At 71.1% G+C, this 21,093-nt stretch carries 25 protein-coding genes; 5 read left to right on the top strand and 20 right to left on the bottom strand.

Features of this window, described 5'->3' with window-relative positions; translation table 11 throughout:
* Positions 1-130 precede the first annotated feature (130 nt).
* Entirely contained in the window at positions 131-589 is a 459-nt protein-coding gene (locus tag AAIB33_RS04655) for a MarR family transcriptional regulator (protein WP_345802393.1), read from the bottom strand.
* Between the two features lie 37 nt (positions 590-626).
* Here AAIB33_RS04655 and AAIB33_RS04650 point away from each other — a divergent pair, with 37 nt between their 5' ends.
* Complete coding sequence (locus tag AAIB33_RS04650; RefSeq protein ID WP_345802392.1) at positions 627-878, top strand: hypothetical protein; 252 nt, start codon at positions 627-629, stop codon at positions 876-878.
* 13 nt (positions 879-891) lie between these two features.
* Here the strand turns inward: AAIB33_RS04650 and uvrB are convergent, their stop codons facing one another.
* The 8 genes from uvrB to rpsA all read right to left on the bottom strand — a co-directional run bounded on the left by uvrB (position 892) and on the right by rpsA (position 9,642).
* Positions 892-2,973: an excinuclease ABC subunit UvrB gene (uvrB, locus tag AAIB33_RS04645; RefSeq protein ID WP_345802391.1), complete on the bottom strand. Its 2,082-nt coding sequence runs from the start codon at positions 2,971-2,973 to the stop codon at positions 892-894.
* An 88-nt stretch (positions 2,974-3,061) separates the two neighbouring features.
* Positions 3,062-3,682 carry a dephospho-CoA kinase gene (gene coaE / locus AAIB33_RS04640; protein ID WP_345802390.1) on the bottom strand — a complete coding sequence of 207 codons (621 nt, stop codon included), beginning with the start codon at positions 3,680-3,682 and terminating at the stop codon, positions 3,062-3,064.
* 40 nt (positions 3,683-3,722) lie between these two features.
* Positions 3,723-4,469, bottom strand: a complete 747-nt coding sequence (locus AAIB33_RS04635; protein WP_345802389.1) for a hypothetical protein — start codon at positions 4,467-4,469, stop codon at positions 3,723-3,725.
* Positions 4,470-4,561: 92 nt separating this feature from the next.
* Positions 4,562-5,119 (bottom strand): GIY-YIG nuclease family protein, encoded by a 558-nt coding sequence (locus AAIB33_RS04630; RefSeq protein WP_345802388.1) that lies wholly within the window; start codon positions 5,117-5,119, stop codon positions 4,562-4,564.
* A 41-nt stretch (positions 5,120-5,160) separates the two neighbouring features.
* The gene (locus AAIB33_RS04625; protein ID WP_345802387.1) at positions 5,161-6,042 is read right to left on the bottom strand and encodes an ABC transporter permease; all 882 of its coding nucleotides are present in this window, start codon (positions 6,040-6,042) and stop codon (positions 5,161-5,163) included.
* Positions 6,029-6,970, bottom strand: a complete 942-nt coding sequence (locus AAIB33_RS04620) for an ABC transporter ATP-binding protein (protein ID WP_345802386.1) — start codon at positions 6,968-6,970, stop codon at positions 6,029-6,031. The genes AAIB33_RS04625 and AAIB33_RS04620 overlap by 14 nt, the downstream gene beginning before the upstream one ends.
* Positions 6,971-6,975: 5 nt before the next feature.
* Positions 6,976-8,079 carry a hypothetical protein gene (locus AAIB33_RS04615; RefSeq protein ID WP_345802385.1) on the bottom strand — a complete coding sequence of 368 codons (1,104 nt, stop codon included), beginning with the start codon at positions 8,077-8,079 and terminating at the stop codon, positions 6,976-6,978.
* Between the two features lie 114 nt (positions 8,080-8,193).
* Entirely contained in the window at positions 8,194-9,642 is a 1,449-nt protein-coding gene (gene rpsA, locus AAIB33_RS04610) for a 30S ribosomal protein S1 (RefSeq protein ID WP_345802384.1), read from the bottom strand.
* Between the two features lie 260 nt (positions 9,643-9,902).
* On the opposite strand from rpsA, the gene AAIB33_RS04605 reads away from it, so the two are divergent.
* The gene (locus AAIB33_RS04605; protein WP_345802383.1) at positions 9,903-10,385 is read left to right on the top strand and encodes a hypothetical protein; all 483 of its coding nucleotides are present in this window, start codon (positions 9,903-9,905) and stop codon (positions 10,383-10,385) included.
* Between the two features lie 8 nt (positions 10,386-10,393).
* Here the strand turns inward: AAIB33_RS04605 and AAIB33_RS04600 are convergent, their stop codons facing one another.
* The 4 genes from AAIB33_RS04600 to AAIB33_RS04585 form a co-directional block, all read right to left on the bottom strand.
* Positions 10,394-11,137: a PH domain-containing protein gene (locus AAIB33_RS04600; RefSeq protein WP_345802382.1), complete on the bottom strand. Its 744-nt coding sequence runs from the start codon at positions 11,135-11,137 to the stop codon at positions 10,394-10,396.
* Positions 11,134-11,301: a hypothetical protein gene (locus tag AAIB33_RS04595; RefSeq protein ID WP_345802381.1), complete on the bottom strand. Its 168-nt coding sequence runs from the start codon at positions 11,299-11,301 to the stop codon at positions 11,134-11,136. Before AAIB33_RS04595 ends, AAIB33_RS04600 begins: the two co-directional genes overlap by 4 nt.
* 178 nt (positions 11,302-11,479) lie before the next feature.
* Positions 11,480-12,529 (bottom strand): zinc-dependent alcohol dehydrogenase family protein, encoded by a 1,050-nt coding sequence (locus AAIB33_RS04590; protein WP_345802380.1) that lies wholly within the window; start codon positions 12,527-12,529, stop codon positions 11,480-11,482.
* A 20-nt stretch (positions 12,530-12,549) separates the two neighbouring features.
* Complete coding sequence (locus tag AAIB33_RS04585; RefSeq protein WP_345802379.1) at positions 12,550-13,206, bottom strand: SDR family oxidoreductase; 657 nt, start codon at positions 13,204-13,206, stop codon at positions 12,550-12,552.
* A 107-nt stretch (positions 13,207-13,313) separates the two neighbouring features.
* On the opposite strand from AAIB33_RS04585, the gene AAIB33_RS04580 reads away from it, so the two are divergent.
* The gene (locus AAIB33_RS04580; protein ID WP_345802378.1) at positions 13,314-13,607 is read left to right on the top strand and encodes a DUF503 domain-containing protein; all 294 of its coding nucleotides are present in this window, start codon (positions 13,314-13,316) and stop codon (positions 13,605-13,607) included.
* A 33-nt stretch (positions 13,608-13,640) separates the two neighbouring features.
* Positions 13,641-14,357: an ion channel gene (locus tag AAIB33_RS04575; RefSeq protein ID WP_345802377.1), complete on the top strand. Its 717-nt coding sequence runs from the start codon at positions 13,641-13,643 to the stop codon at positions 14,355-14,357.
* A gap of 35 nt (positions 14,358-14,392) precedes the next feature.
* On the opposite strand, the gene AAIB33_RS04570 is transcribed toward AAIB33_RS04575, so the two are convergent.
* Positions 14,393-14,920 (bottom strand): TetR-like C-terminal domain-containing protein, encoded by a 528-nt coding sequence (locus tag AAIB33_RS04570; RefSeq protein WP_345802376.1) that lies wholly within the window; start codon positions 14,918-14,920, stop codon positions 14,393-14,395.
* A gap of 76 nt (positions 14,921-14,996) precedes the next feature.
* Here AAIB33_RS04570 and AAIB33_RS04565 point away from each other — a divergent pair, with 76 nt between their 5' ends.
* Positions 14,997-15,704 (top strand): MBL fold metallo-hydrolase, encoded by a 708-nt coding sequence (locus tag AAIB33_RS04565; protein WP_345802375.1) that lies wholly within the window; start codon positions 14,997-14,999, stop codon positions 15,702-15,704.
* Between the two features lie 10 nt (positions 15,705-15,714).
* On the opposite strand, the gene AAIB33_RS04560 is transcribed toward AAIB33_RS04565, so the two are convergent.
* From AAIB33_RS04560 to AAIB33_RS04535, 6 genes are read right to left on the bottom strand one after another with little or no spacing between them, the layout of a single operon-like run.
* Complete coding sequence (locus AAIB33_RS04560; protein ID WP_345802374.1) at positions 15,715-16,812, bottom strand: NAD(P)-binding domain-containing protein; 1,098 nt, start codon at positions 16,810-16,812, stop codon at positions 15,715-15,717.
* Between the two features lie 43 nt (positions 16,813-16,855).
* Positions 16,856-18,286, bottom strand: coding sequence for an amino acid permease (locus AAIB33_RS04555; protein ID WP_345802373.1), 1,431 nt, complete (start codon positions 18,284-18,286; stop codon positions 16,856-16,858).
* 25 nt (positions 18,287-18,311) lie between these two features.
* Positions 18,312-19,244, bottom strand: coding sequence for a homocysteine S-methyltransferase (gene mmuM / locus AAIB33_RS04550; protein ID WP_345802372.1), 933 nt, complete (start codon positions 19,242-19,244; stop codon positions 18,312-18,314).
* 44 nt (positions 19,245-19,288) lie between these two features.
* A complete protein-coding gene (locus AAIB33_RS04545) occupies positions 19,289-20,278 on the bottom strand; it encodes a cation diffusion facilitator family transporter (protein ID WP_345802371.1) in 990 nt (329 codons plus the stop codon).
* Between the two features lie 24 nt (positions 20,279-20,302).
* Positions 20,303-20,737, bottom strand: a complete 435-nt coding sequence (locus AAIB33_RS04540) for a YchJ family metal-binding protein (protein WP_345802370.1) — start codon at positions 20,735-20,737, stop codon at positions 20,303-20,305.
* Positions 20,737-21,084: a TraR/DksA C4-type zinc finger protein gene (locus AAIB33_RS04535; RefSeq protein ID WP_345802369.1), complete on the bottom strand. Its 348-nt coding sequence runs from the start codon at positions 21,082-21,084 to the stop codon at positions 20,737-20,739. The genes AAIB33_RS04540 and AAIB33_RS04535 overlap by 1 nt, the downstream gene beginning before the upstream one ends.
* Between the last annotated feature and the right edge of the window lie 9 nt (positions 21,085-21,093).

Below are 21,093 nucleotides of genomic sequence, written 5' to 3'. Positions count from 1 at the left end.
GTCTGTTCCTCATTCATGGGCCGAAGGGACCGTGCGGCGGCGAACCGTTCGGGGACGACGGCGCACTGCCTCCGAGCCTATGAAGACGCTGGGAGTTCGGCTAGAGGATGAGAAGAAGTTCACACAACCGTCAAATGGCCGAGGAGTCGCTCCATCGGGGCCGCGCACCCGCGAACATCGACAGCCCATCTCGGAGGGCGACGACGTCCTCGACACTCATGCCGGTACGCGCCATGATCTGCTGCGGAACCTGGAGGGCCTCCTCGCGCAGAGCCCGCCCGTCGTCGGTCAGGGTGATGTCGAGTACGCGCTCGTCGTCGGCACGGCGGGTCCGAGCTACTCGCCCTTGCCCCTCCAGCCGCTTGACGAGCGGGGAGAGCGTCGCGGGCTCCATGGCGAGCTTCTCAGCGAGCTCGCCGAGGCTGAGGGGAGAGTCGTCCCAGAGCGCCAGCATCACCAGGTACTGCGGGTGCGTGAGACCGAGCGGCTCGAGGACGGGTCGATAGAGCGCGACGACGTTGCGCGCCGCGGTGACCAGGGCGAAGCAGAGCTGGTTGTCGAGCTTCAGCAGGTCCTCGGTCGCAGGCATGGGACCATCGTAGCAATTAGTTAGTACACTAATAGTCATGACGCAAAAGGATGCCTCCGAGCCGCGGCCGCCACTCCGCGAGCGCGTGGCCGAGGCCGGCGGCTGGTACGCGTGGTTCAATTCCCGGCTGATTCGCCTGGCCGGACCGGCTGCAGTCGGACCGTACGAGACCACCCCTCCACCCTCGGTCGAGGAGCGTGCCGAGCGCGCCTGCCCGCTCTGCGGGCACCCGATGACTCAGCACACCTTCGACCGCAGCGGCCCCAAGCCGCTCATGCACTGCCCCTGATCCCGGTCGAGTGTCAGGCGTGCCCGGCCCGCTCCATCGCGCGCAGCTCCCGCTTGAGGTCCTGCACCTCGTCGCGAAGCCGCGCGGCGAGCTCGAACTTCAGCTCCCCCGCGGCTGCGAGCATCTGGTCGGACAGGTCGGCGATCGTCGCCTCGAGCTGCTCGGCACCCTCGGCCGCGATGCCCTCCCGCCGGAGCTGAGGCGTCGGCGACTTTCCCTTGCCCGACTTCGTCTTCGCAGCGGCCTTGCCGCGCAGCATCCGATCGGTGTCGGATGCCTCTCGCGCGAGCACTTCGGTGATGTCGGCGATGCGCTTGCGGAGGGGCTGCGGATCGATGCCGTTCTCGAGGTTGTAGGCGATCTGCTTGTCGCGGCGCCGGTTGGTCTCCTCGATCGCGTTGTGCATCGAGTCGGTGATGGTGTCGGCGTACATGTGCACTTCGCCCGACACGTTTCGTGCCGCTCGACCGATCGTCTGGATGAGCGACGTGCCCGAACGGAGGAAGCCCTCCTTGTCGGCGTCCAGAATCGACACGAGCGAGACCTCGGGGAGGTCGAGGCCCTCGCGGAGGAGGTTGATGCCGACGAGCACGTCGTAAACGCCGGCCCGCAACTCGGTGAGCAGTTCGACGCGGCGGAGCGTGTCGACGTCGGAGTGCAGGTAGCGCACGCGGACGCCGTGCTCACCGAGGAAGTCGGTGAGCTCTTCGGCCATCTTCTTCGTGAGCGTCGTGACGAGAACGCGCTCGTCGCGCTCGGCGCGGATGCGGATCTCCTCGAGCAGATCGTCGATCTGACCCTTCGACGGCTTGACCACGATCTGCGGATCGATGAGACCCGTCGGGCGGATGATCTGCTCCACGACACCGTCGGCGATGCCCATCTCGTAGCGGCCGGGCGTCGCGGAGAGGTAGACGGTCTGGCCGATGCGCTCCTTGAACTCGTCCCAGCGGAGCGGACGGTTGTCGAGCGCACTGGGGAGGCGGAAGCCGTGTTCCACGAGCGTGCGCTTGCGCGAGGCATCCCCTTCGTACATGGCGCCGATCTGCGGGACCGTCACGTGCGACTCGTCGATGACCATGAGGAAGTCGTCGGGGAAGAAGTCGAGCAGAGTGTGCGGGGGCTCGCCGGGCATGCGGCCGTCGAGGTGGCGCGAGTAGTTCTCGATGCCCGAGCAGAAGCCGAGCTGCTGCAGCATCTCGAGGTCGAAGGTCGTGCGCATGCGGAGTCGCTGGGCCTCGAGGAGCTTGTTCTGGCTCTCGAGCTCTTTGAGCCGCTCTTCGAGCTCGTGCTCGATCGTGCCGATCGCGCGCTGCACCGTCTCGGTGCCGGCCGCGTAGTGCGTCGCCGGGAAGATCGGCACCGCCTCGAGGCGCTGCACGACATCGCCCGTGAGCGGATGCAGCATGTACAGCCCCTCGATCTCGTCGCCGAACATCTCGACGCGGATCGCGTACTCCTCGTACACCGGGATGATCTCGATCGTGTCGCCGCGGACGCGGAAGTTGCCGCGCGAGAAGTCGACGTCGTTGCGGTTGTACTGCATCGCGATGAACTTGCGGATGAGCGCGTCGCGGTCGTACCGCTCCCCCACCTGCAGCGCGACCATCGCCCGGAGGTACTCCTCGGGCGAGCCCAGGCCGTAGATGCAGGAGACGGTGCTCACGACGATGACGTCGCGCCGGCTCAGGAGGGAGTTCGTCGTCGAGTGGCGGAGGCGCTCGACCTCGGCGTTGATCGAGGAGTCCTTCTCGATGAACGTATCGGTCTGCGGGACGTAGGCCTCGGGCTGGTAGTAGTCGTAATAGCTGACGAAGTACTCGACGGCGTTGTTGGGCATGAGCTCGCGGAACTCGTTCGCGAGCTGCGCCGCGAGGGTCTTGTTGTGCGCGAGCACGAGCGTCGGCCGCTGGACGGCTTCGACGAGCCAGGCCGTCGTCGCGGACTTGCCGGTGCCGGTGGCGCCGAGCAGCACGACGTCGGTCTCACCCGCGTTGATGCGGGCCGCGAGCTCTGCGATCGCCTGCGGCTGGTCGCCGCTCGGCGCGTATTCGCTGATGACCTCGAAGGGCCTCACGGATCGGGTGGTCTGCACTCATCCAGGGTAGGCGGGGCCTCCGACACCGGGGCCGGCGTTCGCGAGGGGCGGATGCCCGACCGTTTCGATCCTGCGGCCCCGGGGGTCAGCGGGCGGAGCGCGCGGCGAGGTGCTCGGGCAGTCGATCCCAGAGGTCGTCGGTCTGGCGGAGCGTGTCCTCGAGCGAGCCTGTCGTGTCGATCACGACGTCGGCGACGGCGAGGCGCGCATCGTCCGAGACCTGCGAAGCGATGCGGGCCGCGGCATCCGCCTCGCTCATGTCGCGCAGCTCGACCAGCCGGCACGTGCGCACCTCGGCGGGAGCGTGCGCGACGACGATCAGCTGCCATGGGTCGTCGACGCGCGCTTCGACGAGCAGCGGCACGTCGTAGACGACGACGGCGTCGGGGTCGGCGGCGAACGCCTCGGCGAACCGGCGGGCCGACTCGAGTCGCACGGCGGGGTGCACGATCGCGTTGAGGCGCTTCACGGCGTCGTCGTCGCCGAAGACGCGGGAGCCGAGCCTCGCGCGGTCGAGCGAGCCGTCGGAGCGGATCATGTGCGGACCGAACTCCGCCGCGATGTCGGCGAGCACCGGCGACCCGGGCTGCTGGACGTCGCGCACGATCGCGTCGGCGTCGACGACGACCGCTCCGCGTTCGGCGAGTCGACCGGCGATCGTGGACTTTCCCGAGGCGATCCCGCCCGTGAGCGCGATGAGGGGCATGGAACGAGGATGCCACGTTCCACGCCCCGCGCGCGGGGCGTCAGAACCCGAAGTCGCCCCCGCCGAAGTCTCCCCCGCCGAAGTCGCCGAATCCGCCGCCGTCGCCTCCCCAGCCCGAGCCGGAGTCGCCCCACGCCGAGGCGTCCGCGCCCGCGCCCGCACCAGCGCCTGCATCCGTGCCGCCATCGGCTCCGGAGGCATCCGTCGCGCCGTCCTGGTAGCCGGCGTCGTAGGCGAAGCCCGGCGCCATGAACGAGCTCACGAGCGCCGAGCCGATCACGAATCCGGTGATCGTGCCGAACAGCGAGCCGCCCATCGCCGACCCGAAGCCGGACGGGCCGCGGCCGAGCGTGCGCTCCATGAAGCCGGGGTTGCGGTACTCGGCGCGCGTGGCGGCGCGCGCGAGGCTCTGAGGGTCGCTCCCCTGCGGCTGCTCGTAGGGCGGGAGGCCCGCCTTGAGCTCGGCGAGCACCTGCTGACGCTGGTTCGGCGAGAGCTTCGCGAACGCTTCGGCGTGCACCTGCTCGATCGTCTGGGGCGGCGCCGTCCGCAGCAGATAGCGGTAGCGCTCGATCGCGAGCTCGTCCTCGCTCTTCGGCGGCTGCATCCCCTGGGTGTACGCGGGCTGGCCGTACGCGGGCTGCCCCGGCTGGCCGTACGCGGGCTGTCCCGCCTGACCGTACGCGGGCTGGCCGGGCTGCGGCGCCGCGCCATAGGGGTACTGCGGAACGGGCGGAACCTGACGGCCGGTGTTGCTGCTGCCGAACAGACGGTCCAGGAATCCCATGAGTGTCCTCCGTGATCGATGGGGACTCCTCACGCTATATCGCGTGGCTTCGAACGCGCTGTGGATGCGTCGGCACGCCGCCCACCGGGTCGTCAGCTCTGCAGGGCCACCGCTTCGCTCACCCAGCGCGCGTAGGCGTCCCATGGCTCCCCTCCTCCGCGCACCGCCTCGATGTGCGCGTCGAGGGCGGGCGACCGGGCGAACCACTCGCTCGTGCCGAACCGGTCGGCGGCGAACTGCTCGTGCCGATGTCGCTCGAGCCGGCGGTCGCCCCGCTCGAGCGCGAGCAGGTCGTCGTGCCAGATGGCGGTGAACCGCCGGCGGGGGTTGGCCGTCGTCCCGATCTTCACACGGTCGGCATAGGCGAGGTAGTAGACGACGTCGACGCGGGGAGGAGGCAGCTCGCCGTCGACGACCTCGCCGAAGCGCCACTCGCAGGTGGCGCAGAGCCACCCGGAGGGGTACTGGATGCCGAGCCTCGACCCGCAGAGCCGGCACGGCGCGGGCAGCGTGTCGGTCAGTCCGAACGCCGATGCGGCCCAGTCGGCCGCCACCGCGAGATGCCTCTCGCACAGCGGCAGCGGAGCATCGGGCGGCACCGGGCCGCGGCATCCATCCGCCACGAGGCAGTGATCACGATCGAAAGACACAGGGAGACTGTACGAGCGGGCCCCGACATCCCGCCGCGGGGCTACGTCAGCACGTCACGGGTCGTGAACCGCCAGATCGCGAGGGCTCCCGCGACGACGATCCAGACCGCCTGCAGCAGCGCGTTCTCGACGAAGGAGTCCCAGGAGATGGGCGAGCGCAGCAGGTCTCCGAAGTCGAGCCACCGATCCGTGAAGAGGTACGGATGCAGAGCCGACAGCTGCGGGATCTGCCCCACGATCTGCGCGGCGACCGCAAGGATCGCGGTCGCCGCCATGGCCCCGACGGGCACGGTCGTGACGGTCGACAGGAAGAGCCCGATCGCGGCGAGACCCACCATCGACACCGACACGTACGCGACGATGGCGAGCGATCGGGCGAGTCCCTCGGCGAGACTCACCTGCGTCCCGCTCAGGAGCGTCAGCGGCCCCGCGCCGAAGAGGATCGAGCCGACCACGACGCCGACGGCGACCACCACGAAGGTCGCGACGATGCAGAAGACCGCCACCACCACGTACTTGACGACGAGCAGCGCGACCCGGCCCGACGGCGCGACGAGGAGGTACCGGAGGGTTCCGAGGCTCGCCTCGCCGGCGATCGCGTCGCCCGCGACGACACTGACCGTGAGGGGGAGGAACAGCGGGATGGCGACCGTCAGCGCCGCGAGGCCGACGAAGACGCCGTTGTCCGTGATCTGATCGAGGAACGGCGGACCGTGGCCTGCACGCGTCCCTCCCGCGATCCGCACGGCGACGCCCAGCAGAACGGGGATGAGCGCCAGCGCGCCGAGCATCGCCCACGTGCGCACGCGTCGGAAGAGCGTCGCGAGCTCACTGGCGAGAAGGCCCGGGATGCCGCTCCCCCGCGCCTCGCGCACCGGATCCGCGTCGGCCGTCGCCGGCTCTGCGACCTCACGCGACGACATCGAAGCCCTGCCCGGTCAGCTCGACGAACCGGTCCTCGAGGCTCGCACGCTCGACGGCGAACCCGCGCACGCGCACCTCGGCCCGCACGAGCGCCGCGACGATCTCCTCGGGCTCGGGCCCGTCGGGGACGAGCGCGCCGGTGAGCGTGGAGGGTGCGGCATCCATCGTCCTGATCCCCGCCCTCTCGAGGACCTCACGGGCACGCGCGACGTCGGGGGTCTGCACCTGCACGCACCCCCTGCCGTCGCCGCGCCGCAGCTCGTCGAGGGTGCCGGACGCGACGAGCCGGCCCGCACTCATGACCCCGACGTGCGTGCACACCTGCTCGACCTCCGCGAGGAGGTGGCTGGAGACGAAGACGGTCGATCCCTCGGCGGCGAGGGCGCGGATGAGGCTGCGCACCTCACGCGTGCCCTGAGGGTCGAGTCCGTTCGTCGGCTCGTCCAGCACGAGCAGCTCCCGGGGCATGAGGAGCGCGTTCGCGATGCCGAGCCGCTGCTTCATGCCCAGCGAGTAGGCGTGCACCCTCTTGTCGGCCGCGGTGGTGAGGCCCACGCGCTCGAGCGCCTCGTCCACGCGTCGACGGCGGGTGCCGGAGGCCGTGTGCCGGGCCGCCGCGTCGAATCGGCGCAGGTTCTGCCGACCCGTGAGGAACGGTGCGAACGCCGGTCCCTCGACGAGCGCACCGACGCGCGGGAGCACGACCTGCAGCGCATCGGGGACGCTCCGCCCCAGGACGCGGGCCTCGCCGGCTGTCGGTCGGACGAGGCCCAGGAGCATCCGGATCGTCGTGGTCTTGCCCGACCCGTTCGGCCCGAGGAATCCGAAGACGGCGCCGTGCGGCACATCGAGCGCGACGGCGTCGACCGCGGTCTGCGCACCGAAGCGCTTGGTCAGATCCGAGGTCTGGATCGCGAGGTCGGTCACCGGGTTCAGCCGCCGGCCGCGACCTGCGCGAGGCTGTCGGGTCCGACGGCGCCGGCGAAGACGCGCCCGTCGTCGGCGAAGAACACCGTGACGAGCGCCGTCTCCAGCACGCGTCCGCCCGACACGGGGCGGGTGAGCGTGTCGAGCATCGCGGCGCTCTCGCCCGTCGGCGCGCTGTCGGCGGGCGGGAGCTCGACGACCGCCGTCCAGCCCTCTCCGTGCACGACGGGTCGCTGCGCGGCGGGTGGCGCCGAGCCCTGGGCCTCGTGCTCGGAGACGGTGAGGGTCTTCTCCTCGACGGTGAATCCCGGGGCGGGCCTGTACGTGAGGGTCGCGGCGTCGGGCGCCGAGAACGCGACCTGCGTGAATGCGACGTCGAACGCCGGCTGATCCGCACCGCGCGCGGTGATGGATGCCGAGAGGGCGGCGCCGGTCTCGCCGTCGATCGCGAAGCGCACCTCGCCGATGAGGCTCTGCGCATCCTTGGGCGCGAGGACGAGCTCGTACGCGTCCCGTCCCGCGACGCGCCCATCGGTGCCGACCGAGATGTCGGTGGAGTCGTCGAGCTTCGCGAGGGCGTCGTCGAGCAGCTGCTGCGGAGTCTCGACGGTCGCGCGAGGCTCGGGCGCCGACGAGGACGGATCGCCGCTCACGGTGTAGCGCGTCGCGGTCTTGGTCTCGGAGTCGACGAACCACCCCTGCTTCGCCGCGTGATCGACGTACACATCGCGCTCGGCCAGGCGGTCGAGCACCTGCAGCCGCGCCTTGTCGCCGTCGAGATACACCTTGGCGGTGTGCGAGCCCGTCAGCAGGTCGAGCGCGTCGGACAGACCGGCCGTCGAATCCTTCGCGGAGGACGAGCCACCCGCGATCGCGGAGAGGTCGGGCAAGCCGAGATCCGACGACTGCTCGATCGTGCCCGTCATCGCGGTCACGTCGCCGGCGGCGGCGAACTGCAACAGCTCGGCCGGCGTCTTGTCGGGAAGATCGACGCGCGCCTCGGCCATCGTCGGGATGACGACAGCGGCGGCCACGACCGCGACCAGCACCGCCGCGCCGGCGACCGAGACCCGCCGCACGGGAGACCAGGGCGTCTGCCGGGTACCCATGGGAAAAGGGTACGCCCGGGCGGCGAGGCGCACCCTGGGAGCTGGACGTGAGAACGGCGAAGGGCCGCCACCCGGAGGTGACGGCCCTTCGTGACCCTGAGGATCAGTGCTGGATCAGCGACCCGAGAGCTTCTCGCGCAGAGCGGCGAGAGCCTCGTCGTCCGCGAGCGTGCCCGAGGGGCCGCTGTCGGACGAGAACGACGACGGGGTGTCGGCGATGGGGTTCGCAGCCTCGGCCTCGGCGGCCTTGGCGACGGCAGCCTTGTGGGCCTCCCAGCGAGCCTGGGCAGCCGCGTACTCCTGCTCCCACTTCTCGCGCTGCTCGTCGAAGCCCTCGAGCCAGGCGTTCGTCTCCGGGTCGAAGCCCTCGGGGTACTTGTACTCCCCGAGCTCGTCGTACTCGGTGACCATGCCGTAGAGGGCCGGGTCGAACTCGGTGCCGTGCGGGTCGACCGACTCGTTCGCCTGCTTGAGCGAGAGCGAGATGCGGCGACGCTCGAGGTCGATGTCGATGATCTTCACGAAGACCTCTTCGCCGACCGAGACGACCTGCTCGGCGAGCTCGACGTGCTTGCCCGACAGCTCCGAGATGTGCACGAGGCCCTCGATGCCGTCGGCGACGCGGACGAACGCACCGAACGGAACGAGCTTGGTGACCTTGCCCGGAGCGATCTGGCCGATCGCGTGCGTGCGGGCGAAGACCTGCCACGGGTCCTCCTGCGTCGCCTTGAGCGACAGCGAGACGCGCTCGCGGTCGAGGTCGACCTCGAGGATCTCGACGGTGACCTCCTGGCCCACCTCGACGACCTCGGACGCGTGCTCGATGTGCTTCCACGAGAGCTCGGAGACGTGCACGAGACCGTCGACGCCGCCGAGGTCGACGAACGCGCCGAAGTTGACGATCGACGAGACCGTGCCCTTGCGGACCTGGCCCTTGTGCAGGTTGTTGAGGAACGTGGTGCGCGACTCGGACTGCGTCTGCTCGAGCAGGGCGCGGCGCGAGAGGACGACGTTGTTGCGGTTCTTGTCGAGCTCGAGGATCTTCGCCTCGATCTCCTGGCCGAGGTACGGCGTGAGGTCGCGGACGCGACGCAGCTCGATGAGCGAAGCCGGGAGGAAGCCGCGGAGGCCGATGTCGACGATGAGGCCGCCCTTGACGACCTCGATGACCGAACCGGTCACGACGCCGTCGTTCTCCTTGATCTTCTCCACGTCGCCCCACGCGCGCTCGTACTGCGCACGCTTCTTCGACAGGATAAGGCGGCCTTCCTTGTCCTCCTTCTGGAGAACCAGCGCCTCGACCTCGTCGCCGACCTTGACGACCTCGTTGGGGTCGACGTCGTGCTTGATGGAGAGCTCACGCGAGGGGATGACGCCCTCGGTCTTGAAGCCGACGTCGAGGAGGACCTCGTCGCGGTCGACCTTCACGACGGTGCCTTCGATGAGGTCTCCGTCGTTGAAGGACTTGATGGTCTTCTCGACCGCGGCCAGGAAGTCCTCAGCAGATCCGATGTCGTTGATGGCGACCTGCTTGGTGGCCGGGGCGGTCGTTGCGATAGTCATGTAGTGGGTTGTCCTTGTTGGGTTGGGATGTCGGGCCCGGTTCCGGCTCCGGCCGCACGAGGGCGAACGGATGCCACGAACCGAAGCGAAGCGGATTGTGGTCGTGCGATGTCACATGGACGCGGGGCGTCCGGGCGTGGCGAGATGGCCACACGAGTGACACTCCAGGGTATCAGAACGCGCCGGGCGCCTGCGATGTTCCTGAGACTTTGAAAATCCGCGTGAATCCGCCCCGCTGAAGGCGACGTAGGCTCTGCCTCGTGAGCACTTCCGCGCCGCCCGTCACCATCGTCTCCCCTCGCGGGCGCCTCATCGCGCTCGCCGTCGTGTGCTTCGTCATCGCCGCGATGGGCGTCGTCGTGTACCTCGTGAATCCCACCGAGCCGCTCAACATCATCGCCGGCGCGGCGGCCTTCGGAGTCTTCGGCGTGGGCGGCGGGTTCTCGCTCGTCGGGCAGTTCCGCCGAAGCACGCTGCTGCGCGCCGACGACGAGGGCCTGCGCATCGACAATCGCGTCACGGTGCCCTGGAAGGACGTGGACCGCATCAGTGCGACTCCCACGGCCCTCGGCATCCGCTTCCGCTCCTACGACGCCCTGACGCAGGCGCCGCACTCGACGTACACGGCCGACGCGATGCGCGCGACGCGCAAGGAGACCGGGTCCGACCTCCTCTGGCACGAGAAGGTCCTCGGCCGCCCGCCGCGCGAGGCGGCCGCGGCGCTCCGCGCCCGCCAGCCCTGACGCGACTCTCAGCGACGCAGATCGATCGGCGCCGTGGGCGTGCGATCGGGGTCGGAGGATGCCGCCGCACCGGTGCGCCGGCGAAGTTCCTCGCGCTCGCGGCGCTCGGCGTCGGCGAGCCAGTCGCCGGGCGTGCCGGCCGGAAGCGGCGGCCGCGGAGGGATCTCGAGGGTCGGATACGACGGCGCCGGCTCTGCGCGGTACCCCGCAGGCGGGGCGACGGATGCCGGTGCTGCGAGCGGCTGGCCGCCCGCGAAGCCGCGCAGCCCGGCCTGCTGGATCACCCGCTGGATCGTGAGCCCGCGTCCATCGGGGTCGCCCACGAACCGGATCTCCCGGAGGCCCTGCTCCTGTGCGGCCGACTCGAACACGAAGTGCCCGTAGCCCAGGATGCGGCCGACGATCGGCTTGTGCACCGAGATGTCGAGGATGCGCGCGAGCGGCATCGTCGCGATCCGCTGCGACAGGATGCCGTGCACGCGGAACACCCGCATGTTGGTGATGACGAACCGATCCGTGTGCCGTTCGAGGATGCGCCAGAGGGCGTGCACGCAGACGGCGCCGCCGAGTACGACAGGCACCCACCAGGCGGCGGCCGGCACGAACAGAGCGAGCAGAAGGACGACGACGCCCGCGAACAGCTCGAGCAGGGCTCCGACGACCGCGGCCCAGTGCTTGCGCACCTCGTCGATCACCACTTCGCCGAGATCGGCGATGAGGTGCTTCTCGACCCGCGGATCGAACAGGCTCATCCGCCGGCGAGCGCCACGAAGAAGTCGATGACGGCGACGACCGCACCCACGACCGCTCCGACGGCGGTCTGCACGGCGTCCGCGGCATCCTGCGGACGAGTGATCAGGTAGAAGGCGGCGAAGGCGATGGCGAGCGCGATGAGGACGCGCTTGACGATCTTCACGGGCGAGGGGGTCCCTTCGGGTATGGCAACAGGACGTTCCCCCCAGAACGCAACATCTGCTGTTCTATCGCACGAGTCGTTCCGCGCGCCTCATTGACACGGCGCCCTCTGCGACCGGTGTGCGGCGGCTCTCGGGATCCGGGACCGCCGCTGAGCTCCTACTCGCCCGTGTAGCGGGTCAGGGCCGCAGGAGCACCTTGATCGCGCGGCGCTCGTCCATCGCGGCGTAGGCCTCGGCGGCCTCCGCGAGCGGCAGCTCGAGGTCGAACACACGGCCGGGCTGAATCGCGCCCGATCGCACGTCGGGCAGCAGCTCCTCGATGTAGCCGCGCACCGGTGCGACACCGCCGTTGACGCCGACGTTGCGGTTGAACATCGGACGGACGGGCAGTTCGGGACCGCCGTTGGGAACGCCGACGTAGCCGACCATCCCGCCGGGGCGCGTCGAGCGCAGGGCCTGGTCCATCGACTCCTTCGTGCCGACGCACTCCAGCACGCGATCGGCCCCGATGCCGCCGGTCAGCTCGCGCACGCGCTCGACGCCGGCGTCGCCACGCTCCTCGACGACGTGCGTCGCGCCGAACTCGCGGGCGAGCGCCTGACGGGTCTCGTGGCGCGACATCGCGATGATGGTCGTCGCGCCAAGCCGCTTGGCGGCGATGATGGCGCAGAGTCCGACCGCGCCGTCGCCCACGACGGCGACCGAGTCGCCGGGGCCGACGCCGGCCGAGACGGCGGCGTGGTGGCCCGTGCCCATGACGTCGCTCAGGGTCAGGAGGCCGGGGATCTCGTCGTCGCCGACCGGACCGGGCACGACGGCGAGCGTGCCGTCGGCGAGCGGCACGCGCACGCGCTCGCCCTGACCGCCGTCGGCGAAGCCGCCGAACCGGTCGTCGCTCCCCCACCAGCCGCCGGTGAGGCACGACGTGCTCACGCCGTTGCGGCAGTTCGCGCACGTGCCGTCGCACACGTAGAACGGCGCGATGACGAAGTCGCCCGCCTTCACGTGCCGCACCTCCGGCCCGACCTCCTCGACCACGCCGACGAACTCGTGCCCGATGCGGTGCGGCTCGTGCGTGTCGGTGACCCCGCGGTAGGGCCAGAGGTCGGACCCGCACACGCACGCGGCGACGACGCGCACGATGGCGTCCGCGCCGGTCGACAGGACGGGGTCGGCGACTTCCTCGACGCGGATGTCTCGGGGCGCGTGGATGACGGTTGCGAGCATGATTCGAGCCTACGGGCGGTTCAGGATGCCCGTGCCCGCAGCACCTCCTCGATCGGGACGTCGCCGTTGCCGAAGCGGATCGTCCGACCGATCGTCGCGGCGGGATCGTCGAGCGCGGCGGCGATCACGGCGGCGACGTCGGCGCGCGTCACCTCTCCCCGCCCCTCGGGGTCGAGCTGGACACGGCCCGTCGGAGGATCGAGCGTGAGAGTGCCCGGCGCGAGGATCGTCCAGTCGAGCTCGGTGGCGCGCAGATGCTCGTCGGCCGCGAGCTTCGCATCGGCGTAGGGGAAGAACGAATCGTTCTCCGGGATGCCGTGATCCGGGCGCGAGCCCAGCCACGACACCATGAGGTAGCGCCGCACATCCGCGGCGGACGCGGCATCCATCGATCTGATCGCCGCGTCCCGATCGACGGCGTAGGTGCGCGAGGGGTTCCCGCCGCCCGCGCCGGCCGACCAGACCACGGCGTCGTTGCCCGCGACGAGGTTCGTGAGCTGGTCGAGGTCGAACGTCTCGACGTCGGCGAGGAGATACTGCGCACCCGTGGCCAGCACGTCCTCCTGGTGCTCCGGGTTGCGGATGACGCCGGTGACAGTGTCGCCGCGCTCCGCGAGGATGCGCTCGAGGTGAAGGGCGACCTTGCCGTGTCCGCCGAAGATGAGGATGCGCGCCATGAGGGATTCCTTCCGGGTCGGGGTTCAGGCTATTCGCGGCGGCCCGGTGACCCGAAGGGGTTGCGCGGCAGGCCCCGATCTGACCCGAGGCGCGAGAAGATCGAGACATGTGGGTGGGCTGGATCGAGTTCGACATCCTCCTGGGCGACGTGCACTCGCTCAAGGAGAAGCGGCACGTCATCCGTCCGCTCATCGCCGAGATCCGACGGCACACCGAGGGCTCGGTCGCCGAGACCGGGCTGCAGGACCTCCACCGGCGCACCGCCATCGCCGTGGCCGTCGTCTCGGGTGATCCCGGTCATGTGCGCCACGTGCTCGACCGCGCGGAGGGGCTCGTGCTGGACCATCCCGAGATCACCCTCCTCTCCGCGCGTCGGCGCCTGCACTCCAGCGACGACTGACGCGGCGGGCACGGTGAGCCCTAATGTCATCGCATGACTCAGCAGCGCTGGCGGGAACTCACCGAGTGGCCGCTCATCATCGCGTCGATCCTGTTCCTCATCGCCTACGCGTGGGAGGTCATCGCCGACCTCCAGGGCCCGGCGAGCATGGTGGCCGAGTTCGTGCTGTGGGTCACGTGGGGCGCGTTCGTGCTCGACTATGTCGCGAACCTCGTGCTCGTGCCGCACCACACCCGATGGCGATGGTTCTACACGCACCTGTTCGACCTCGCGATCGTCGTGCTGCCGATGCTGCGGCCGCTGCGCATCCTGCGGCTCGTGACGCTGCTCGCGGTGCTGCAGCGCACCGCCGGCCGGGCCATCCGCGGGCGCATCTCGGTGTACGCGGCCGGCGCGGCCAGCCTGCTCGTCTTCGTCGCGGCACTCGCCGAACTGGATGCCGAGCGCGGCGTGCCGGACTCGACCATCACGACATTCGGCGACGCGATCTGGTGGGCGTTCGTGACGATGACGACCGTGGGCTACGGCGACGTGACGCCGGTGTCGGCGGCGGGCCGTGCGATCGCGGTCGGCCTCATGATCGGCGGCATCGCCCTGCTCGGTGTCGTGACGGCCACCATCGCGTCGTGGATCGTCGAGCGCGTCGAAGTGCACGATGAGGAGAGGGATGCCGCGCAGGTGCGGCACATCCGCACTCTCGAGGCCAAGATCGACCGCCTGCAGGAAACCCTCGACAGGCTCGCCGCGTAGCATCGCGCGCGGGGGGCGCGCTCGCCGCCGGGACGTCAGGAGGCCTCGAGCCCCCGGCGGAGCGTCGCGAGCCCGAAGGCGAAGGCGTCGTCGAGGTCGCCGCCCAGCCGGAAGGCGCCCGCGAGCTCCATCTGCAGGAACCCGGTCGCCCAGGCGACGACGAGGCGGGCGGCTTCCAGGGCACGGTCGTCGCCGACGAACCCGCGCACGCTCTCGAGGATCGCGGCGGACGACCGGTCGAGGGCGTCCTGCGGCGGTGTCGAGGAGAAGAGCAGGCGGAACCCTTCCGGCCGCTCCCGCGCGAAGGCGCGGTAGGCCCGCGCAAGGCCCTCGAGAGACCCGTCCGATGCCGCGAGCCGTCGGGTCAGCTCGTCGAGGGTCGCCGCCACGACGGCGGCCAGGAGTGCGTCGCGGTCCCGCACGCGCTTGTACAGCGACGGCGCGCGCACCCCGACGCGCTCGGCGACGCTCTGCATCGTGAGGCGGGCCGGTCCGCCGTCTTCGAGCAGCTCCTGACCCGCGCCGACGATCTCGGCGAGCGATGTGCGATCCGGCGTGGGCATCCGACCTCCATGGCTATTGACAGTAGCCATCATAGCTACCTATCGTAGCCATCACCAGCACACAAGGAGTGATCCCATGAAGCTCGCACCGCACCTGCACCGCCTCGGCAACGACATCGTCGCGTCGTACCTGATCGACACCGACGAGGGGATCACGCTCATCGACGCGGGACTGCCCGGCCATTGGCACGACCTGGAGCGCGAGCTCGCCGCGATCGGCAAGACCCGCGCGGACATCCGCGGCCTCATCCTCACGCACGGCGACAGCGACCACATCGGGTTCGCCGAACGACTGCGCCGTGAGCACGGCGTGCCGGTCTACGTGCACGCCGCCGACGCGCACCGCGCGCGGACGGGCGAGGCGCCGAAGACGCGGATGGGTCCGATGAGGATCGGACCGACCCTGGGCTTCTTCGCCTATGCCCTGCGCAAGAACGCCGTCCGCACGGCGCACGTCGAGGAGGTCGTCGAGGTGCACGACGGCGACGTGCTCGACCTGCCGGGTTCACCCGTGATCGTCGGGATGCCGGGGCACTCACCCGGCAGCATCGCCGTCCACGTGCCGATCGCGGACGCCGTCTTCGTCGGCGACGCCCTCACGACGCGCAACGTGCTGACGGGTCGGCAGGGCCTGCAGCCGGCACCCTTCACCGACGAGCCGGCCGAGGCCTCGGCATCCCTCGACCACCTCAGCGCGCTGACGGCGTCGTGGGTGCTCCCGGGACACGGCGCCCCGTGGCGCGGCTCACCGGCGGAGGTCGCGAGCGCCGTGCGCGCGGCGTGAGGCCGAACCCTCAGGCCGCCGCCCGTTCCGCGCGGTCTGCGACGATCGCCCGCACGGCGTCGCGCCCCGCGCGGTTCGCGCCGACCGTCGACTGCGACGGCCCGTAGCCGATCAGGAAGAGCCGCGGCTCGTCGAGGGCACGGCCGTTCGCGACGCGGATGCCGCCCTGCGGCGTGCGCAGCCGCAGGGGTGCGAGGTGGTCGATCGCCGCGCGGAATCCCGTCGCCCACAGGATGACGTCGGCGGGCTCGAACGAGCCGTCCGGCATCCGCACGCCATCCTCCTCGATCGCAGCGAACATCGGATGCCGCACCAGCACGCCCCGCGCCTCGGCCGCCCGCGCCCACGGCGTCCAGTGCATGCCCGTCACGGAGATGACGCTCCCGGGCGGGAGGCCTTCGCGCACGCGCGCCTCCACCCCCGCGATCGCGGCGACGCGCGCGGGGACGTCGAAGTCCTCCTCGACCCATTCCGGTTCACGGCGCGTCACCCAGAAGGTGTCGGCGACGTGCGAGATCTCGTCGAGGAGCTGGATGGCCGAGATGCCGGCGCCGACGATCACGACCCGCCGGCCCGCGAACTCGTCGGCGGAGACGTAGTCGGCGACGTGCAGCTGCCGCCCGCGGAACCGCTCCTGACCCGGGTACCGCGGCCAGAACGGGCGCGTCCACGTGCCGGTCGCGTTGATGACGTCGCGCGCGGCCCACGCGCCCCTGTCGGTCTCGACGAGGAGCCGGCCGTCCGGATCGTCGTCGGCGCGCCGCACGGCGCGCACCGAGACGGGCCGCTGCACCTCGAGCGCGAACCTCGCCTCGTACTCCGCGAAGTACTCCGGCAGCACGTCCCGACTGGCGGCCCGCGGGTCGGCGGGCGGCACCGGGAACCCGGGCAGCTCGTGGATGCCGTTCACCGTCGCCATGCGCAGCGACTCCCAGCGGTGCTGCCAGGCCCCGCCGGGCGCATCGTTCCCGTCGAGGACGACGAACGTCTCGTCACCCTCGGCGGCGCGGCCGACCGGCACGAAGCCGCGGCGCTGCAGGTGGTACGCGGCGGAGAGTCCCGCCTGTCCCGCGCCGATCACGACGACGTCGACGGATGCGGGGATCATGTCTCGAAGAACGCCCCGGGGGTCGCGCTGATTCCCTCGGGGCCTACTCCCCCGCCTCCTCGCGGGCCTCGGCGACAGGATCGGCGAGCGTCGCGTGGTGGCGGCCCCACAGCAGGTAGAAGCCGAGCACGACGGCGAGCCACACGAGGAACCAGAGGAACGTCGTCGGCGGGAGGCCCGACATGACGTACAGGCAGGTGAGCACCGAGAGGATCGGCACGACGGGGTACAGCGGCACGCGGAAGCCGCGCGGCAGATCGGGGCGCGTCCGGCGCAGCACGATGACGCCGATGGAGACGACGATGAAGGCCACGAGCGTTCCGACCGACACGAGGTCCCACAGGTTCGAGAGCGGCACGAACCCGGCCAGCGCCGCGACGACGATCGCGACGACGACGGTGGCGAACTCCGGCGTGTGCGTGCGCGGGTTGACGCGGGCGAACGCCTTCGGCAGCAGGCCGTCGCGCCCGATCGTGAAGAGGATGCGCGTCTGGCCGAAGAGGGTCACGAGCGTCACCGAGAAGATCGAGATGACGGCACCCGCCGCGAGCACCGTGCCCGGCCAGGTCGCCCCGACGACGTCCTGCAGGATGACGGCGAGCCCGGCCTCCTGCTGCGCGGGGTCGGAGAAGTCCTGCCAGGGCTGCGTGCCGAGCGCCGCGACCGCGACGAAGAGGTAGACGGCGACGACGACGGCGAGCGCACTGAGGATCGCGCGGGGCAGCGCGCGCTGCGGATCGCGCACCTCGTCGCCCGCGGTCGAGACGGCGTCGAGGCCGATGAAGGTGAAGAAGATGGTGCCCGCCGCCGCCGTGACGCCCGCGGCCCCGTGGGGCGCGAAGTCGGCGAAGTGGTCGGCGTTGAAGGCGGTGAAGGCGATGGCGCCGAACATCACGAGCACGCCGAGCTTGATGATCACCATGACCACGTTGACGACCGCCGATTCGCGTGTGCCGCGGATGAGCAGCAGTGCGCAGAGGCCCACGAGCACGACGGCGGGGAGGTTCAGGATGCCGCCCTCCGCGGGCGCGGAGCTCAGCTCGGGCGGCAGGCGCCAGCCGATCACGTCGGACAGCAGCAGGTTGAGGTAGCCGCTCCATCCCGATGCGACGGCGGCGGTCGAGACGCCGTACTCGAGCACGAGACAGGCGGCGACGCCCATCGCGACGATCTCGCCCATCGTCGCGTAGGCGTACGAGTACGTCGAGCCGGACACGGGCACGGCGGACGCCATCTCGGCGTAGCAGAGGGCGGAGAGCCCCGCCGCGACGCCGGCGAGGAGGAAGGACAGGAGCACGGCGGGCCCGGCGAGCGGGACGGCCTCGTGCATGACGAAGAAGATCCCCGTGCCGACGGTCGCGCCGACGCCGAGCATCGTGAGCTGGAACGTCGTCAGCTTGCGCGCGAGCCCTCCGGGCGTCGCGGTGGGCGGGACGATCGGCTTGCGCCGGAGCACCTGCTGACGAAGACCCACCCGGCACCCCTTCCTCGCGGTGTCGTCAGCGTAGCGGCTCGGTCTGCTCCCGTGCGGGTTCCGCGGCGACGGCGGTCGCCACGTCGCGGATCTGCGACGGGCCGACGCGGCAGCATCCACCCACGAGCCGCGCGCCCGCCGCGAGCCACTCGCCGACGTGGCTGTGCAGCGGCTCGCCCATGCCGGACCAGGCGCGGTGCTCGGCATCCCAGCTCTCCCCGCTGTTGGGATAGGCGACGAGGGGCTTGGCGGTCACCGAGCGGGCCACGGCGAGCGCGGGCGCGACGTCGTCGGCATCGCAGCAGTTGACCCCCACGGCGACGATCTCGGGCGCGGCCGCCGCGACGGCGAAGGCGGCGGCCAGGTCGTCGCCCGAGCGCAGCCGCCCGCCCTGGACCGTGACGCTCAGCCACGCGGGCACGCCGAGGCCGCGCAGCTCCGCGGTGATCGCCTCGACCTCGGCGAGGGACGGAATCGTCTCGATCGCGAGGATGTCGGGATCCGCCGCCGCGAGGGCCTGCAGACGCGGACGATGCCAGGCGCGCAGCTCGGCGACCGTCAGCCCGTAGTCGCCCGTGTACTCGCTGCCGTCGGCGAGGGACGCCCCGTAGGGACCGACGGATGCCGCGACCCACGCCTGCCCGTCGAGTCCCGCACCGTGCCGCGCCGCACGCGCGAGCTGCACGCTGCGGATGAGGAGGAGGTCGACGGCGCGCGGGTCGAGCCCCTCGGTCTCGAGCGCCTCGTAGCTCACCTGATACGACGCGGTGATGGCGATGCGGGCGCCGGCGGCGAAGAACTCCTCGTGCGCCTGGCGGATCTCGGCCGGCTTGTCGAGCAGCAGCTGCGCCGACCACAGCGACGACGACAGATCGTTGCCGCGTGCCTCGAGCAGGGTGCCGAGGCCGCCGTCCAGCACGACCGGCCCGGCCGCGAGTGCCTCGCCGAGGGTCGCCATCCCGTCAGTCTAGGTTTGGACGCCGCATCCCGACCGGAGCGTTGTCACACCGTGACGTCGGGGGTGAGCGGGGTCGCGCCGGGGCGCGAGAGGGTGAGGATCGCGCGAGCGACGCGCCGCTGCGTCTCGAGCTCGTCCTCGAGGTCGTTGAGGCGCCGGGCGACGGTGTGCTCGAGCTCGTCGCCGGCGAGGTCGATGGCGGCGACGATGACGACGCGGCCCGGCCCGACGTACTCGATGTGCAGGTAGGTGACGGCCGTGATCTGCGGATGCTCGAGCAGTCCGCGCAGCGCCGCCGAACGGATGCGCGGGTCGACGGCGACCCCGATGAGGAAGCGCCGGTTCTGCACGATGAGCCCGATCGCGATGACGCCCAGCAGCACCCCGACGAGGATCGAGCCGATCGCGTCGGGCACGGCCGACCCCGTGATCTGGTGCAGGAAGATGCCGACGAACGCGATGACGAGTCCGACGAGGGCGCCGGCATCCTCGAAGAAGACGGCGCGCAGCGTCGGGTCGGAGGTGCGGACGACGTACTCGAGCAGATCGTGCTCGCTCGTGCGGGCCAGCTGCCGCGCCTGGCGGAGTGCCCGCAGGAACGAGATGCCCTCCAGGACGAAGGCGATGCCGAGCACGATGTACGACACGATGAAGAGATCGGCGGGCTCGGGTGTGATGAGCTCCTGCACGCCGTGCGTGATGGAGATGACGGACCCGATCGCGAACAGGCCGAAGGCGGCGAAGAGCGACCAGACGTACGCTTCGCGTCCGTAGCCGAGCGGATGCCGCTCATCGGCGGGCCGGGACGACCGGCGCCCCGCGATCCAGAGCAGCACCTCGTTGCCCGTGTCGGCCCAGGAGTGCGCGGCCTCCGCGACCATCGACGCGGAGCCGGTGAGCATCGCGGCGACGGTCTTCGCGACCGCGATGAGCGCGTTGGCCGCGAGCGCCACGAGCACGGTGAGGACGGACTCGGACTGCGCGTCGTCGGAGTCCGGGGAGGACACGGCGGGCGACGGACGGGACGGGGCCATGCGCCCCATCCTGGCACCGGATCGCTAGCGCACGTCTCCGTCGAGGTACCACCAGCGGTCGGACTGGAAGACGAAACGGCTCGTCTCGTGCAGCACGCCGCGGTCCGCGCCGTCGCGCCACGACGCGCGGAACTCGACGGTGCCCCGCCGGTCTCCGGCTCCGCCTCCGGTCGTCGCGACGATGGTGAGCCCGGTCCAGCGCAGGCGCGCGTCGAGGTCGATCGACGGCGGGCGGGTTCCGGGATGCCACGTCCCGGCGACGTGATCCTCGTTCCCGACGACGAACGCCGAGTAGCGCGACCGCATCAGGCTCTCCGCCGTCGTCGCGGCCGCGCCCTCGTGCAACGGCCGGCAGCACGCGTCGAATCGCAGGCCGCTCCCGCACGGACACGGCTCCTCGCCGCGCACCACGGCGAATCCGGGACGCCCGCCGCGCCCCGCGGCCTGTCCGAACGACATCAGCCGCCCGCCTTCGCGGCGCAGTCGACGCAGCGCGTCGCCGTCGGCCGGGCTTCGAGCCGCGCCGCCGGGATCGCCCGGCCGCAGTCGGCGCACACGCCGTAGGTGCCCTCGGCGATGCGGGTCAGGGCGGCGTCGATGTCGGTCAGCTCGGCGGCGGTCGCATCGCGGATCCCCGCGAGCTTCGACCACTCCCCCGACAGCGTCGCCCCCTCGGGGTCGTGCTCGTCGTCGGCCGACTCCCGCCCGCGGTCGAGGCGCAGCTCGGCCATCTCGGCGTCGATCGTCTCGAGCCGCGCGAGCGCGGCGGCGCGCTCGTCGGCGAGGAGATCGGCCGGCTCGGTCACGGCGACCCA

Source organism: Microbacterium sp. AZCO (assembly GCF_039614715.1).
Taxonomy (GTDB): domain Bacteria; phylum Actinomycetota; class Actinomycetes; order Actinomycetales; family Microbacteriaceae; genus Microbacterium.
This window is presented reverse-complemented; position numbering and strand designations above follow the sequence as displayed.